This is a genomic window from Pseudomonas sp. Snoq117.2 (genome assembly GCF_900110545.1).
Classification (GTDB): Bacteria; Pseudomonadota; Gammaproteobacteria; order Pseudomonadales; family Pseudomonadaceae; genus Chryseomonas; species Chryseomonas benzopyrenica.
Window position 1 is genome coordinate 739,130 of the sequence record NZ_FOED01000002.1, and the last position, 14,331, is coordinate 753,460.

General features: G+C 61.0%; 14 protein-coding genes and 1 pseudogene. 13 read left to right on the plus strand and 2 right to left on the minus strand.

Annotation, left to right across the window (positions count from 1 at the left end):
- Positions 1-171: 171 nt before the first annotated feature.
- From BMZ43_RS27275 to BMZ43_RS09270, 3 genes and pseudogenes are all read left to right on the plus strand, one after another.
- Positions 172-1,149, plus strand: a pseudogene (locus tag BMZ43_RS27275) (methyl-accepting chemotaxis protein); the annotation flags it as partial.
- Between the two features lie 27 nt (positions 1,150-1,176).
- A complete protein-coding gene (locus BMZ43_RS27280) occupies positions 1,177-2,007 on the plus strand; it encodes a methyl-accepting chemotaxis protein (protein ID WP_371913867.1) in 831 nt (276 codons plus the stop codon).
- A gap of 175 nt (positions 2,008-2,182) precedes the next feature.
- Positions 2,183-4,174 carry a putative bifunctional diguanylate cyclase/phosphodiesterase gene (locus BMZ43_RS09270; RefSeq protein WP_017642128.1) on the plus strand — a complete coding sequence of 664 codons (1,992 nt, stop codon included), beginning with the start codon at positions 2,183-2,185 and terminating at the stop codon, positions 4,172-4,174.
- Between the two features lie 211 nt (positions 4,175-4,385).
- On the opposite strand, the gene BMZ43_RS09275 is transcribed toward BMZ43_RS09270, so the two are convergent.
- Together BMZ43_RS09275 and BMZ43_RS09280 are read right to left on the minus strand one after the other, a co-directional pair.
- A complete protein-coding gene (locus BMZ43_RS09275) occupies positions 4,386-4,784 on the minus strand; it encodes a hypothetical protein (RefSeq protein ID WP_017642127.1) in 399 nt (132 codons plus the stop codon).
- 245 nt (positions 4,785-5,029) lie between these two features.
- The gene (locus BMZ43_RS09280; protein WP_017642126.1) at positions 5,030-5,509 is read right to left on the minus strand and encodes a hypothetical protein; all 480 of its coding nucleotides are present in this window, start codon (positions 5,507-5,509) and stop codon (positions 5,030-5,032) included.
- Positions 5,510-5,881: 372 nt separating this feature from the next.
- Between BMZ43_RS09280 and BMZ43_RS09285 the strand changes: the two genes are divergently transcribed.
- From BMZ43_RS09285 to BMZ43_RS09330, 10 genes are read left to right on the plus strand one after another with little or no spacing between them, the layout of a single operon-like run.
- Positions 5,882-6,766, plus strand: a complete 885-nt coding sequence (locus tag BMZ43_RS09285) for a ParA family protein (RefSeq protein ID WP_371913859.1) — start codon at positions 5,882-5,884, stop codon at positions 6,764-6,766.
- Complete coding sequence (locus tag BMZ43_RS09290; protein WP_093252687.1) at positions 6,767-7,468, plus strand: DUF2786 domain-containing protein; 702 nt, start codon at positions 6,767-6,769, stop codon at positions 7,466-7,468.
- A complete protein-coding gene (gene dnaB / locus BMZ43_RS09295; protein WP_093252690.1) occupies positions 7,465-8,877 on the plus strand; it encodes a replicative DNA helicase in 1,413 nt (470 codons plus the stop codon). The genes BMZ43_RS09290 and dnaB overlap by 4 nt, the downstream gene beginning before the upstream one ends.
- Positions 8,874-9,299, plus strand: a complete 426-nt coding sequence (locus BMZ43_RS09300) for an FYVE zinc finger domain-containing protein (protein WP_093252693.1) — start codon at positions 8,874-8,876, stop codon at positions 9,297-9,299. Before dnaB ends, BMZ43_RS09300 begins: the two co-directional genes overlap by 4 nt.
- A 1-nt stretch (position 9,300) precedes the next feature.
- Positions 9,301-9,690 (plus strand): hypothetical protein, encoded by a 390-nt coding sequence (locus tag BMZ43_RS09305; protein ID WP_093252696.1) that lies wholly within the window; start codon positions 9,301-9,303, stop codon positions 9,688-9,690.
- Positions 9,687-9,926 carry a hypothetical protein gene (locus BMZ43_RS09310; protein WP_044340809.1) on the plus strand — a complete coding sequence of 80 codons (240 nt, stop codon included), beginning with the start codon at positions 9,687-9,689 and terminating at the stop codon, positions 9,924-9,926. The genes BMZ43_RS09305 and BMZ43_RS09310 overlap by 4 nt, the downstream gene beginning before the upstream one ends.
- Positions 9,923-10,201 (plus strand): Arc family DNA-binding protein, encoded by a 279-nt coding sequence (locus tag BMZ43_RS09315; RefSeq protein ID WP_093252698.1) that lies wholly within the window; start codon positions 9,923-9,925, stop codon positions 10,199-10,201. Before BMZ43_RS09310 ends, BMZ43_RS09315 begins: the two co-directional genes overlap by 4 nt.
- Positions 10,198-11,946, plus strand: a complete 1,749-nt coding sequence (locus tag BMZ43_RS09320; protein ID WP_093252700.1) for a ParB family protein — start codon at positions 10,198-10,200, stop codon at positions 11,944-11,946. The genes BMZ43_RS09315 and BMZ43_RS09320 overlap by 4 nt, the downstream gene beginning before the upstream one ends.
- A 37-nt stretch (positions 11,947-11,983) precedes the next feature.
- Positions 11,984-12,760 carry an STY4526/YPO1902 family pathogenicity island replication protein gene (locus BMZ43_RS09325; protein ID WP_093252702.1) on the plus strand — a complete coding sequence of 259 codons (777 nt, stop codon included), beginning with the start codon at positions 11,984-11,986 and terminating at the stop codon, positions 12,758-12,760.
- Entirely contained in the window at positions 12,757-14,049 is a 1,293-nt protein-coding gene (locus BMZ43_RS09330; protein WP_093252705.1) for an STY4528 family pathogenicity island replication protein, read from the plus strand. The genes BMZ43_RS09325 and BMZ43_RS09330 overlap by 4 nt, the downstream gene beginning before the upstream one ends.
- Positions 14,050-14,331: the final 282 nt, after the last annotated feature.

Here is a 14,331-nt window from a genome sequence, read left to right on the forward strand (position 1 = left end):
TGCCCTCTTACACCGATAGGTATTGCGATAACAAAAAATGTATGTCCGGCTGAGGCTCACTCAACCCCGCCCCCTATCCAGGTAGTCACCATGCAGCACAATGGCTGGAATCTTCTCAGCAACATCAGCGTTCGGGCCAAGCTGACGCTTGGTTTCTCCCTACTCATTGGCATGATCCTGCTGGTTGCCTATACCGGATGGCAGGCCACGGACGCTCTGCGCGACCGCAGTGAAAGGATCAGCGATATCTCCGGATTCAGTACCCTGGCGCGCGACATGCGCATCGAGCGGCTCGTCTATATCGTCAAGGCCGACGATACCCAGGCGGCCAAATGGCTGGCCGCGCTCGACAAGATCGAGGCTCAGTTGCAGAGCGTCACGCCCAACTTCAATTCGAAGGCCAACGAAGCCCTGCTGAGCGAAGCCAAGGCCGCCCTCAAGCGCTATCGGGACTTCTACAACCAGGTGGTGACGGCAACCCGCGAACGCGCGGCCGTCCAGCAGGCTGCCACCGCCACGGCGGAAGCGGCCAACACCTATCTGCTGGCCCTAGCCACAGCAGCCAATGCCCAGGAGGGGCGTTTCGAAGACCGCCAGCAGGTGGCGGCCCTCTTCATCGATTTGCAGCAGATGCGCATTGCCCTGCGCAGCTATGCCACCACGCCCGGCAAGGAAAACGAGAGCGCTGCCCACCGCGCCTTGGATGAGATTCAGGCAAAGGTCAAGCTGCTCGGCACGACCAGCGGCCTGCCGACCGAGGCCCTGCAGACACTTGGCAATGAAATCGCGGGCTACCAGCAACGCCTGCAGCAACTGATCACCACCCAGGTACAGGTGGATCAGGGTCAGGCCGGTATCACCACGACCATCACGTCGCTGCTGTCGATTGCCGACAAGCTCACCGCGATCCAGAAGGAATTGCAGCTGACGGATGTAAGCGGTGCACGTCAGCTGTTGCTGGTATGGCTGGCCATCGCGATCGCCCTGGGCCTCATCGGCGCCTGGCTGATCACGCGGTCCATCGTCCATCCCCTGAAGGACACCGTCCTCCTGGCGCAAACGGTCGCCAACGGCGATTTCACCCGTCAGTTGGAAGTGACCCGCAAGGACGAACTGGGCGCGCTACAGATCAGCATGCAGCAGATGACCACCAACCTGCGTGGGCTGATCGGCGAGATGAAGGACGGCGTCGTCCAGGTTGCCAGTGCCGCCGAACAGCTCTCGGCGGTTACCGAACAGACCAGCGCCGGCGTGCAATCCCAGAAGAGCGAAACCGATCAGATCGCCACCGCGATGCAGGAAATGACGGCGACTACCCACGAGGTGGCGCGCAATGCCGGGGCAGCCGCCCGCTCGGCGCTGGAAGCCAGTCAGCAGGCTCAGCAGGGCGACCAGGCCGTCAGCAAGGCCGTCGCCCAGATTGAGCTGCTGGCCAGCGAGATGGTGTCGACCAAGATCGCCATGACCACCTTGCGCGGCCACGCCGACAGCATTGGCGGCGTGCTCGACGTGATCAAGGCCGTGGCCGAACAGACCAATCTGCTGGCGCTCAATGCCGCCATCGAAGCCGCCCGCGCAGGCGAGGCGGGACGCGGCTTCGCCGTGGTCGCCGACGAGGTCCGCGGTCTGGCCCAGCGTACCCGCTCCTCGACGGACGAGATCGCCCAGCTCATCACCGGTCTGCACCAGAGCACCGACCGCATGGCGACGGTGCTCGACCATAACGTGCAGTTGACCGACAGCAGCGTCGGCCTGTCCCGCGAGGCGGGCGAGATGCTCAAGCGGATCACCCAGTCGGTCAAGGACATCGAGTCGATGAACGGCCAGATCGCCTGCGCCGCGGAACAGCAGGGTGCGGCGGGCGAAGAGATCAGCCGCAGCGTCACCACTGTCCGCGACATCTCCGAACAGACCGCTGCGGCCAGCGAAGAGACGGCTTCGTCAAGCCTGGAACTGGCACGTATCGGGGTGCGGCTGCAGGAGACGACCGCTCGCTTCAAGGTCTGAAAAGACCCTAGCCTCCTCCGCGGTGCGGAGGGGGCGAGCCGTCAGGTTCTCCAACTCAACCGCCGGTCATGTGGGCTGAATCTCTAACCGAGAGGCCGGTCACAAAGTGCCATCATATTGCCACCAAACGTCAGCCTTCGGACCTTGCTATTCACCCTGTCAGCCCGGACCCCCTATGAAAACCTCTCCAGAGCTTGGTCGGCTCGTCGATCAGACGCTTGCCGTGCCCGTGGGGCCCTTTTCCTTCGCGCCGGTGCTGGAGCGCTTGTTTCATCAGGACATCCATGAACAGCGTAGCCGCCATCTCACGCGCTGCCTCCTCATCGGGACCCTGAGCTACAACAGCTTCCTGCTCTGGTGGTGGCTGCTGATGGAAGATGCCCTGCCGTGGGCAGCCGGCCAGATGCTGGGAATAGCCACCCCCTTCACACTGCTAGTCATCTGCCTGCTGCGGGTAGTCCCCGTTCGTTGGCGTGAAGCTCTGGCCTTGCTACCGTTCTACGTCGGTCTGCTGGTGGTCTACAACTTGGTGATCAATGGCCCGGCCGGCAAGGAAATGAACCAGACGCTGTTCATTTTCACCTGGCCGCTGATGCTCACCTTCGTCAACACCTGCATGAAGAGCGCTCTGCCGCCTGCCCTTGCGTTCAACGGCTTCGCGCTAACCGTCATCTGCATCGCCGTTCACGAAGCCCCCGTATCGGCCATCGTGGGCGGTTTGATGATCACCAATGCCGTCGTGATGGCGTTCTTTTCCCTTCTGGCCAGTTACTGGCTCAATGTCGAGGGTCGTCGCACCTATCTGTACAAGTTGCGCGAAGAAGTCCGCCTGGCGTCCTTGAATTCGGCCAATCAGGACCTGCAGATCCTCTCGGAAACGGATTCGCTCACCGGCCTCGCCAATCGCCGTCAGTTGCGTCCGCTGCTCGAAGCCTTCTGGCAATCGCGCCTGGCAGGTGAGCAAGGCGCCGTGCTCCTGATCGACGTGGATCATTTCAAGCGCTACAACGATCACTATGGCCACCTCGCCGGAGACGAATGCCTACGCACCGTGGCTACCACCCTGGCAGTAGGCCTAGGCGCTGGCGACCTGGTTGGCCGTTACGGAGGCGAAGAGTTTGTCGTCATCCTAAGGCACGTCGGTCCGGCTCAGGCACTCGCTGCGGCGGAAACCATCCTGCAACGCATTCGTGACCTGCAGATTCCGCATCAGGGGCGTCAAGACGACAAGACCTATGTCACCGTCAGCATAGGCATCGCGCGTAGCGGCATCGTCGGCTTGAGTACCGCGGACGATCTGCTGGATTGCGCGGATCGAGCCCTCTACCGCGCCAAACGCGATGGCCGTGATCGGGTGTTCGAAGGTGGTGTCGAGGCCGTCCTGGGTGCGCCTCTTGAGCATGCGGCATTGCTCACGCCGGACGATGTCCGCAAGGGACTCGCCAGTAATGAATTCCTGCTGCACTACCAACCCATCTATCGCGTTCAGCCGCAGCAGGTGATCGGCTATGAGGCGCTGCTGCGCTGGAACCACCCCACCCTCGGCATGGTATCGCCGGACATCTTCATTGCGCTGGCCGAACAGGGCAACTTCATCATCGCCCTGGGCGAATGGGTAGTGAAGGAGGCCTGCCTGGCAGCCAGCCAGTGGTCGCCTCACCTGAGCGTTTCCATCAATCTTTCACCGCTGCAGTTCGCCGACCCCATGCTGCACGAACGGGTATCCGCGGCGCTCAGGCTCTCCCGTCTCGCCCCCAGTCGGCTGGTCCTGGAAGTCACCGAAGGCGTGGAACTGGTCATAGATACCAAGACCCGTCAGTCCTTCGCCCTCCTCCAGTTGCTGGGCATCCGCATGGCCCTGGATGATTTCGGCAGTGGCTATGCTGGATTGGGCCCCATCCTGGAGCTGCCCTTTCAGCTGATCAAACTTGATCGCCGGATTCTGGCGATCAAGGATGAAGAACAGCGCGGCCAGGTCCTGACTTCCCTGCTGTTGCTCGGCGAGGCCATGAAACTGGAAGTGCTCTGCGAGGGTGTGGAAACTGCTGATCAGTTGGCGCAGCTGCGACACCTGGGCGTGCGGCTCGCCCAGGGCTATCTGCTGGGCAGACCCGAGGCAGATCCGGATGGCCAGGAGCGGCAGCTTACGGCGTCTCTGGAAGCCTGACGCGCAATAACCAGCCACTGCCCTCGACTCGTTCCGAGCGGCGACCACGACGCCCCACCACAGACTGCCTAGGTTTTGTACGAAAAATGCCTACGCTCGGTGACGCTTCGTTGAAACAGGCTTCGGAATGCTCATTTACCGCTCGTAAACTCCGCTTCCTCAGCCTTTTTCGCCTCGCCTGACCTTCGCTCGGCGATTTTTCTTACAGAACCTAGAAGATCGCCATTCCGTCCAGCACCGCCGTGTAGAGCGCGGTTCCGTAGGTCACCACACCGAGAGGCACCCCGACGGCAGCGCCCAGGATCAGTGTGCAAACCAGCAGCGCCAGCAATGGGATTCCGAACACTGGCTGCGCGAGGAAAGAGCCATGACTGCCCTGCTCCACCGTCTTCGCCTGGGGCGTACCGGTCGGGCTGTCGGCTGCGGAACGGGAGCGCTTGGAAGGGTCAGGTTGCTGCCGCCCAGGCCTGGCCTTGCCCTCCATCTCGATAAGATCGGCGATATCGGCGAGCGTGCCGTTGTTGCGGGTGATCTGCTCGTGGGCAGCGCGGAGCGAATCGGGCTTGGCGGTGCGGCCCGCGCCGCGGGGAGGTCTTCGTGAGGCAGTCATACGTACGAGAAAAGGCTGAGAAGGTACTAAGAATGACACAGGTCGATGTTAAGGTTATTAACCTTACCTGTCAGAGTAGCCAATTGCCACTACGTCCTTTTTTGCAGCGAGACTTCGTTGGATACGCCATTCGCTCAATGCCTGCCGGACAGTCAGGCGCTCCTGGCTCCGTTGCCAATCCTCCGCAGGGTGTGAGGACCTACCATCTTGGCTAAAGGCTGATCAAGGCAGCTTTACGAGAACCCTTAGCGCTTGGACCTGGGAGGCAGCCCCTGGTAACTCGCTCCGCTAGCCTCCTCATCAGCTGCGAGCTCCGCCATGGCCAGGCGCGTGGCTTCAATCAGATCTTCTTCGGAGTAATCCGCGAACTCCTCCTCCGGCAGATCCAGTCGCTGCTCATGCTCATCGAACGGATGCAATTCAAGGCCTTCGGCGGGACCCTCTTCAAGATGCCGAATCAGCGTATCCATAGCGCCTTCCTCATTCGCTCCGGCAAGGCAAATGGTCTTGTTCATGCACGCCTGGGGCAAGGAGTCGTAGGCAAGGGTCTGCTCATAAACAGGTACCGCTTCCCCACTGCCCTCGGCGTTGAGGGTCAGCGAAGCCATATCACGCACCAGTTCAAGGGTGTCCACTTCACCAGTTCGGTAAAGCTTCAACAACCGGGCATCTGCGTACCCTAGCAGGAGGAAACCCTCTGTCACTTCGCTGCTATCTGGGCTCATTGCCGTGCTCCGTGATGGTGTGAAGAAAGTGCACCCTGAGGTGGCGGGTCGGTTAAGTAGAACGCACCCAGATCGTAAGATCTTGCGGTATGCAAGCCTTCTTCTCGACTCATGGCCTGACACGGCAAGGATCGTCACGCCTCTGCCACATCATTCAGTGGGCAAGCGGCAGTGTAACTAGGGATCAAACGTACCGATCGCGGCCTTTCAAACACCCTGAAACGCAAAAACCCTCCTTGCGGAGGGTTTCTGGTGAAGATGGTGGGTCGTGTGGGATTCGAACCTACGACCAATTGGTTAAAAGCCAATTGCTTTTGATCCACCGCTACACCCAGGCGCGACGCACCTCTCAGCGAAAACAAGCGGCCTCTAATGAACCCATTAGAGGCTGCAAATTTGAAAACTACATCCAAGATTTCTGGCAAGGGTGGCACCGGAAAAACAACGTCGGTAGCCAACCTAGGCGCGTTCTGTGCCGATGCAGGGCTGCGCACCCTACTGATCGATCTGGATCCTGTCCAGCCTTCCCTCTCGTCCTACTACGACCTCATAGAGCCCGCCTCCTGCGGCGTCTTCGAGCTGATCGCCAGCAACGAGACACGCCTCGACCGCATCGTCTCCAAGACGAATATCCATAACCTGTCGCTGATCTATTCCAACGATCCGCACAACCACCTGATCAACCTCCTCCTGCAGGCGCCTGATGGCCGGCTTCGCCTGGCTCATCTCAAGGACATCTTCCAGGACGACTTCGACCTGGTGCTGATCGATACACAGGGCGCCCGTACCGTTCTCCTCGAGATGGTGATGCTCGCTTCGGATCTCGCCGTCTCCCCCCTCCCCCCCGAAATGCTGTCTGCCCGCGAATTCAACCGCGGCACTCTCCAGATGTTGGAGGGACTTCGGCCCTACGCTCGCCTTGGGCTGCCGATACCGCCCATCAAGGCCGTCGTGAACGGCCTTGATCTCACCTCAGACGCTCGCCAGCTGGATGCGACGATCCGCCAGACCTTCAGAGATCATCCCGACATTCAGGTAACGAGCACCATCATTCCTAAGGCGGTCGTCTACCGAGAGTCCGCGACCCGTGGTATCCCAGCTCACCGTCTTGAATACCGCCAACCCTCGGATCGTAAGGCTCCTGCGGCCCTGCAGGTCATACGTGACCTCGCCATCGAACTCTTCCCTGAGTGGACTGATCGCTTCACGGCCCTAGACGAAGCTGCCGTGCATGCCCTGGTGAAAGAGGGCAAGTGAATGGATGCCAACAAGCAGAAGATCCTGGAGCGGGTTGCCAAATGCTTCGCTCTAGCCAAGGACGCCGGCGCCGCGCCGAACGAAGCTGAAATCGCGCTGCGTCAAGCGCGCAAGCTCATGCAGCAGCACAACCTCATGGACGCTGACGTCCAGGCGGTGCTGGCCAGCGAGTCAGTCGTTGCCACCGGCACCCGCAAAGCGCCCGCCCATTGGCTTCACCAGCTTGCACTGGTGTGCGCCCAGGCATTCGATTGCGACCCCCTGGCCTTTCGCGATCAGCGCCTGGGCTGGGCTTTCAAGTTCGTCGGTATTGGTGTCGGGCCTGAGATGGCCAGCTACGCCTATTCCGCGCTCCACCAGCAGCTCCTGGCCGCGCGCAAGGTCTTCGTCCGCAGTCAAACGCGCTGCAAGCTGGCCACAAAACGCCGTCGTGGCCAGGTCTTCGCCGAAGGCTGGATCGAAGCGGTCAGCTTCAAGGTCCACCAGTTTGCCAAAGGCAAGCCAGATGAGACCCAGCGCGTCATCGATGCCTACCTGGCCGTTCACCATCCGGACCTGACCACCGTGGAGCTTGAGCACCTGGAGGCCAAAGGCCACGATGTGCGAGCGCGCTATCAGGGCTACGAGCTGGGGACTCAAGCACAGCTCCACCGCGGCGTTGGCCAGCGCGGCGACCAAGTTGCGCTGGGAGGTCGGCCATGAGCGTCGTTCAGCTCTTGGAAGCCCCCGCCCACGATCACTCCGTGCATGTCTCAGACGCTGAGCGCGTAGCGGCCGGCTTGGTCCCACCTCACTCTCAAGAAGCCGAGCAGTCCGTCCTGGGCGGACTGATGCTCGACAACAGCACCTGGGACCTGATCGCTGACGTCCTACTGGAAGAAGACTTCTTCTTCCGGCACCACCAGCTCATATTTCGGAGAATCGGCCTGCTCGCCTCACAGTCGCGGCCCTTCGATGTCGTGACTCTTGCCGAGGTGATGCCCGACATCGACGAGGTAGGCGGCCTTGCCTATCTGGGGACCTTGGCCAAGGACACCCCCTCGGTGGCCAACATTGTCGCCTACGCGGAGATCGTCGCCCAGCGCGCGCATCTGCGCCGCCTGATCCTGCTGGGCTTTGCCAGCAGCCGCGAGGCGTCAGCACCAGGTGCCAATGCCGCCGAAGTGCAGGAGCAGACAGAGCAGCGGCTGTTCGCGCTTGGCCAAGACCGCAAGGGCGCTGAGTTCTGCAACGTCACGGCAACGTTGAGCAAGCTGATCGACACCATCGACGAGCGTTTCAACAACCCTATGCCGGTGACGGGCGTTCCTTCAGGTCTTACCGACCTCGATACCCTCACCTCGGGATGGCAGGACACCGACCTGATCATCGTCGGTGCCCGTCCTGCCATGGGCAAGACCGCCTTCTTGCTCAACTGCATCACCAAAGCGCTCCACCATGCGCTTGGCAAATCGGTACAGGTCTACAGCCTGGAAATGCCGGCTGAACAGCTGATGCTCAGGCTAGTGGCGATCATCGGGCACATCGATGCTACGAAGCTCAAGCTTGGGCAGTTGGAGGACGAGGACTGGCCGAAGCTAACCATGGCGGTCAACACCATCAACGGCTTTGGCGATCGCCTGGTCATCGACGACCAGGCTGGCTTGTCCCCCACGATGCTGCGTGCCAGAGCCCGTCGCGCCGCGCGTCGTTTCGGCCCGCCTGCGCTGATTCTGGTCGACTACCTGCAGTTGATGCGCTGCGAAGGCCAGGAGAACCGCGCCAACGAGATCGCCGAGATCTCTCGCTCGCTCAAGGCGCTCGCCAAAGAGATGAAGTGCCCTGTCATCGCGCTATCCCAGCTCAACCGGGGACTAGAGTCCCGGCCGAACAAGCGCCCTGGCCTTGCCGATCTACGTGAGTCAGGCGCCATCGAGCAGGACGCGGACGTGATCATGTTCCTGTACCGCGACGAGTACTACCACCCGGAAACCGAGTTCAAGGGGATTGCTGAGCTGATCGTTGGCAAACACCGCAACGGCGAAGTCGGCACGGTCCGCGCCGCCTTCATCGCCAAGCAGACGCGCTTCGAGAACCTGAGCGCGCAGGCCTGGCAGGAGATGAACGCATGATCCTCGATGCCCTCGTGCCCATTACCGATGAGTCGCAACCCTCTTCCCTGCCCTTCCCCTCGATCGTTCGCCGGCGGGAGCCGGCAAGGAGCTGCTCGATGAGCCCGCAAGCTATGTTGTCTGGGGTTACTCACCAGTGCCGCCACTGCGGCCATCACTTTTGCCGTCGCTCCCTAACGCCAGATGAGCTCCTCGTCTGCAGCGTATGCCATTCGTTCGATGTAGAGCCGCTGGAGCCTGTAGAGCAGCCCGAGCCTGGCCCTTACCACGAAACCACCGTGGTATTCCGCGTCGCCGGCTCCCGCAATGACGCGGCAGGGCTGATCAAGACCCTGGATCTGCTGTTCAAGGACGATGGACTTGCCGAGATCGTTGCCATTGAGTCGGGTAACCAGCTCCAGCACCGGGCGGGAGGCCAATGACATGCTCCCCTATCACACCCCGGAACAGGATCTCCCCTCTCATACCGGTCGCGAACGTGACCGGAAGAGGCTGGATGCAGCGCTGAACGACTTCCTGGCCAATGGTGGCCAGGTCGTTGAAGTGAAGCCCACCGAGCGCGCCGCCGGCGGTCCCAGCTTCGTCATCAGCGCGCAGCGCGAAGAGCTGCGCCAGCTGGCCGAGGCCAAGCCGGCGACCGAAGCCTCCGAAGAGGATCTGGTGCGGCTCCTTCGAGCCCGCGCCTTGCTCGGAGATACCCTGCGTACCGCGTCCAAGCGCCTACAGCAGCCCCTGGAGCGTTGTCATGCCCTTGCCAGAGCGCATCGCCTGCCTTTCAAAGTCGGGTACGTGAAAGGGGGTAGCCGCTCATGACGACGCCCGCCCATGCCCTACGCGGTGCCAACAAGAACCTGCAGGACCTGGTGGCCTTCGCCCTGGATGAAGGCTGGATCGTCGCTCGTACCAAGGGCGGCCACGTCAAGTTCTTGAAAGTCGGCTATTGCCCCATTTTCACGTCTTTCACGCCCAGCGATCGCCGCGCCGGCCTCAATGCCCGCGCCCTGCTGCGCCGCGCCCAGCCTATGAACGAATTGGACCAAACCCTATGACTACCGCAACCAAGCGCAAGCCATCCGTACGGAAATCTGCAACAGAGGATGAGAAGTTCGTCGTCCGCTTTCCCAAGGGACTTCGTCCTCAAATCGCCGAGGCCGCCAAGCAGGCCCATCGGTCGATGAACGCCGAGATCATCAGCCGCATGGGCCGCACGCTCGAGCTCGAGGATGAGGTCTTTCGCCTGCAGCGCGTCATCGACCAACTGCTGGCCGCCAATGATGAGCCCAGCCGGCCGGTAAGTCGTGCCGCTCAGGAGATCCACGCATGAGCAAGCCCAGCAACGAAGCAGTCACTCAGCGTCTGTTGGCCGGCGGCTTTGCCGGTTCGAGCACTCCTGTTGCACGCCTGGCGGATCCGATCAAAGAAACGCCCATGGTCCTAACGCTGGATGAGCTGGCCCCTTACAACCGCAACCCCCGAACCACCCGAAACCCGCTGCACGATGAGATCAAAGCATCCATCCAGGCCCGGGGGCTGGACACGCCTCCGCCAGTCACCAAACGGCCCGGTGAGGATCACTACATCATCCGTACTGGTGGCAACACACGCCTGGCCATCCTCAATGAACTCTGGAAGGAAACCCGGGACGAGCGTTACTACCGCATCCATTGCCTGTTCCGTCCTTGGACTGACCGCGGCGAGATCGTCTCGCTGACTGGCCACCTCGCAGAGAATGATCTGCGGGGCAACCTCATGTTCATCGAGCGCGCAGTCAGCATTGAAAATGCGAGGCAACTGTATGCAGAAGAGTTGGGCAAGGACATCTCCCAACGCGAGCTGGCGAGATTGCTCAAACAGGATGGCTATTCGATCTCCAACTCCCATATCAGTCGAATGCAAGAAGCGCTCAGGACGCTTGTACCTGCCATACCTGCTTTGTTGTACAGCGGTCTTGGCAAGCATCAGGTCGAGAAGCTCCTAACGCTGCGTAGCTCAGGTTTAAAAGCATGGGTGAGCTTTGATGGGCAGGAAGATGATTTCGAGTTCCTTTATCAAGATGTGCTCAACAGCTTCGATGGCCCCACTGACAACTTCGTCTTCGAGGCCATCCAAGACGAGCTGATCGGTCAGATCCGCAGGGCGCTTAAAGTAGGCTATGAGGAAGTGCTCAAGGCAGTCCTCGATCATCAGGACAGCAGCCGCCGCTCGCAGCTGGTAGGGGTGCAGGTACCTGACGGTCAGGTTCAGCAGGTTCCTACTAACGGTGCTATCGCGCACGCGCCGGGAAACAGTACTACGCAGGAACAACCGTCAGGAGCGCCTAGCAAGCAGAAGCAGGGAGCTGTCTCCCCTTCCACCCCACCGCCACCCCCTGAGCGTACCGGTGGCTCAGGTGCAGTCGACACCACCCCGCCGCAGCACACTCCGCCGGCTCCCGAGCAGCTCTCAGAAGAAGAACGTGCCGCTCGCCTGAACGGCCACATTGTCACGCCCGATGGCATTGGTCAGAAGGTGCGGGACGTTCAGCGCCGCATCGCGGCCGAGCACGGCGAGACCCTGCCTGACTTCAACAGTGATGCCTTGCGTGCGATCCCGGTCCAAGCCGGCGGCCTGCATGCCATCTCGGATGTCTGGTACATCGAGCGCAACACCGATACCCCTGAGGAGTTGCGTAAGGTCCTGCGAACGCTGGTCTTCGAAATTGCCCAGCTGTGCGACGTTCCTGGTGAGCTGCTCAAGCCCACCGATTTCGCACTCGGCTTCACGCTTTCTACCCCTCAGTCAGAGCTGACCGCACGCGGAACAACGTCTTGGCAATTCCTGCAGTCGTTGACCGGCATGTACAGCTACGTGGTGTCGCGTGATCCAGACACTGCCGAGGAGCTCAAGGCAAGCATCGCGGAAGAGAACGCGACCTTTGCCCTGAACCTGGGCCAGTTGCTCCTTGGCGATCCCCTTTTCGATAGCAAGCCAGCCAGCACCGAAGGCCGCATGACCGATGCCGCCGTCGTGAAGTTGTTCCGGGTGATCCGTCTCGCCCGCCGGCTAATCGAACTCGAGGCCGGGCAGTAGCCCGGTCACCTTCTGGACCTGCATTAGGAAGTCGCATATGTCCACGAAGTACAACCCCATGAACCAGGCGCTGATGGATCTGATCCTCCATCACCTGCGCAACGGCCAGGTCCAGCGCTGCCTGGACATTGGCCTAGACGTCGAAGTCTTGAACCTGCTGCGTCAGCCCCAGGCTCACAGCATCCTGAAAAATGCCCCGGCGCGCTGGTGCAAGATCCAGATCGATCTCGACATGGTCAAGAAGCTCCTGGAGAACTGCGAACGCGATGAGCGCGAGACCCGCCTCGTGCATCGCGCCATCCAGCTGGGTGCCACCAACGGCATGATCCGCGAGTTCTTCGGCATGGCCCCCAGCGAGATCAGCGTGGTGCGCCAGCTTCTGAACGTCCCCGGTCGCTCCGGCCGGGTGGCAGGGCTCAACGATACCGATCAGGTCTGGTATCGCTTTCTGGACCTGATGAGCACTCATGAGGTGGATCACAAGGACGCCATCGCTCTGCTCGACATCTGCATGATGATCACCGAGGAGCTCAACGGCCCGTTCGAGTCCATCAAGGACAAGCACGATCAGATCACCCTTGGCCTCATCTGGAATCTCGTACAGACCTGGCTCAACGAAGGCCTATATCCGCCCAAGATTGCCCGGGCACCGCTCTTGCTGATTTCAGATGCTCGGAAGCGGCGAGATCGGCAGCTTGGTGATGAGCAAGCCGCTGGCGATGCCCTGCCCCAAGTACAAGAAGAGGATCAGTCCGCTGCCCTTGGGCAAATGAGCTTGATCGAGCTGGATTCGGCAGAAGGCGACAATAGGTGAAAACCACTGCTCCACGCGGCTCCCATCTACTCGGTCGCGCCCTGGACGTTGCAGCGTCACACCTGAACGTCCATGTCCAAGCACAGCGCGACTACAAGCAAAAAACCGGCGAAGACCTACCCAGGGAATTCGCCGGCATCGTTTTCAGCGGTAACCCTCACGAGACCGTTCCTCGCCGACTGCTGCTCGATGATCGCCTCTCGCCCCTTGAGCGCAATGCCTGGCAGGTGTTTCGCCTGCTCATGAATGGTGATGGGGTCACTGCATTCCCAACCTACGATCAGCTGCGTCCCCACCTAGGCAATAACCCAGGCCGTCCTGCTTCGCGTGAGACCGTGGCCAAGGCCCTGACCGTACTGCGCCTGACTCGCTGGCTGAGCCTCGGCCGCCGTGTTCGCGACGCGATTACCGGCCAGGTCCAAGGCAACATCTACATTCTGCACGACGAGCCCGTGGCCTACTCCGAGGCCATCCAACTCGATCACGACTTTCTGCCACTCGTGGCTAATGGCCTCGAGCACACCAACACCTCAGTCCGCGAGATCGCCAGCCTAACCTTTGACGAGATGCTGGTCAGCGAGACCCAGGACCTGCCCACCCGCGTGGAAGTGTTCAGAGAGCGCTTTCGCGCCCAGGGGCTCGAAGATCCGGCACGTGCTGCGACCGCTCCCGCTGAGTTCGGATTCCGAACTCCGGTGTTGGCAGCTATGAATCACCTGAGTTCGGATTCCGAACTCAGTCAAAAAAGCATTGTTGATCAGGCTTCGAGCCTCAGTTCGGATTCCGAACTCAGTGCAAATCAGGGGGTTTCGCCCTTAGTTCGGAATCCGAACTCATCTAGTACGTATACGAATACAAATACTGATGTATCTAAAAGCTCTGTACTGCGCGAGCAGGCAGACGTGGACCTTGTGTGGCCGGATGCCTATCAGCGGATGGCGTCGGAGCAGCAGCAGCGGGCCCAGCTGGCGATACTGGCCGTTCCCGCTGAAATTCGGGCATCTCTAGTCAAGCAATGGGGTGTTCGCTGCGCTTCTGGCAAGGTCTCCAAGCCTTTCGCCTATCTCATGGGACTCATCCAGAAAGCGCAGACCGGTGACTTCAACGCTGTTTGGCAGCCCGCTGCGGTACAACAAGTCGCTCATGCCCAGCCAACCCCTGCAGCCCCAACTATTCCCCACTTTGAGCCAGCCGCTCCCCAGCCAAAAGCTGTAGCCGACGCCCAGACTGGCCGTGATGCCTTGCATAAACTCAGGTCCATGATGGGACGTGGTGGGGTCAGCAGATGATCCTTCGCACAACCGTCACGGCGCATAGCCGCGCAATTTTCGTCATTCGTGATGTTGCCCGGGGCAACAACCCCGGCTACCACGGCCTCACTGTTGCCCGGGGCAACACATCTGCCTGGCCTGTGCCCATTGTTGCCCGGGGCAACACCTCCGGCTGCCCTGTGCGCCCCGTTGCCCAGGGCAACACCTCCGACTGCCCCATGCACCCTGTTGCACGGGGCAACACATCTGCCTGGCCTGTACCCACTGTTGCCCGGGGCAACACCTCCGGCTACCCCATGC

Coding starts and splice junctions, on each gene's coding strand:
- BMZ43_RS09320 (WP_093252700.1), top strand. CDS start 10,198: ATGAGCAAGCCCAGCAACGAAGCAGTCACTCAGCGTCTGTTGGCCGGC.
- BMZ43_RS09285 (WP_371913859.1), top strand. CDS start 5,882: ATGAACCCATTAGAGGCTGCAAATTTGAAAACTACATCCAAGATTTCT.
- BMZ43_RS09325 (WP_093252702.1), top strand. CDS start 11,984: ATGTCCACGAAGTACAACCCCATGAACCAGGCGCTGATGGATCTGATC.
- BMZ43_RS09300 (WP_093252693.1), top strand. CDS start 8,874: ATGATCCTCGATGCCCTCGTGCCCATTACCGATGAGTCGCAACCCTCT.
- dnaB (WP_093252690.1), top strand. CDS start 7,465: ATGAGCGTCGTTCAGCTCTTGGAAGCCCCCGCCCACGATCACTCCGTG.
- BMZ43_RS27280 (WP_371913867.1), top strand. CDS start 1,177: ATGAAGGACGGCGTCGTCCAGGTTGCCAGTGCCGCCGAACAGCTCTCG.
- BMZ43_RS09310 (WP_044340809.1), top strand. CDS start 9,687: ATGACGACGCCCGCCCATGCCCTACGCGGTGCCAACAAGAACCTGCAG.
- BMZ43_RS09270 (WP_017642128.1), top strand. CDS start 2,183: ATGAAAACCTCTCCAGAGCTTGGTCGGCTCGTCGATCAGACGCTTGCC.
- BMZ43_RS09280 (WP_017642126.1), bottom strand. CDS start 5,509: ATGAGCCCAGATAGCAGCGAAGTGACAGAGGGTTTCCTCCTGCTAGGG.
- BMZ43_RS09290 (WP_093252687.1), top strand. CDS start 6,767: ATGGATGCCAACAAGCAGAAGATCCTGGAGCGGGTTGCCAAATGCTTC.
- BMZ43_RS09275 (WP_017642127.1), bottom strand. CDS start 4,784: ATGACTGCCTCACGAAGACCTCCCCGCGGCGCGGGCCGCACCGCCAAG.
- BMZ43_RS09315 (WP_093252698.1), top strand. CDS start 9,923: ATGACTACCGCAACCAAGCGCAAGCCATCCGTACGGAAATCTGCAACA.
- BMZ43_RS09305 (WP_093252696.1), top strand. CDS start 9,301: ATGCTCCCCTATCACACCCCGGAACAGGATCTCCCCTCTCATACCGGT.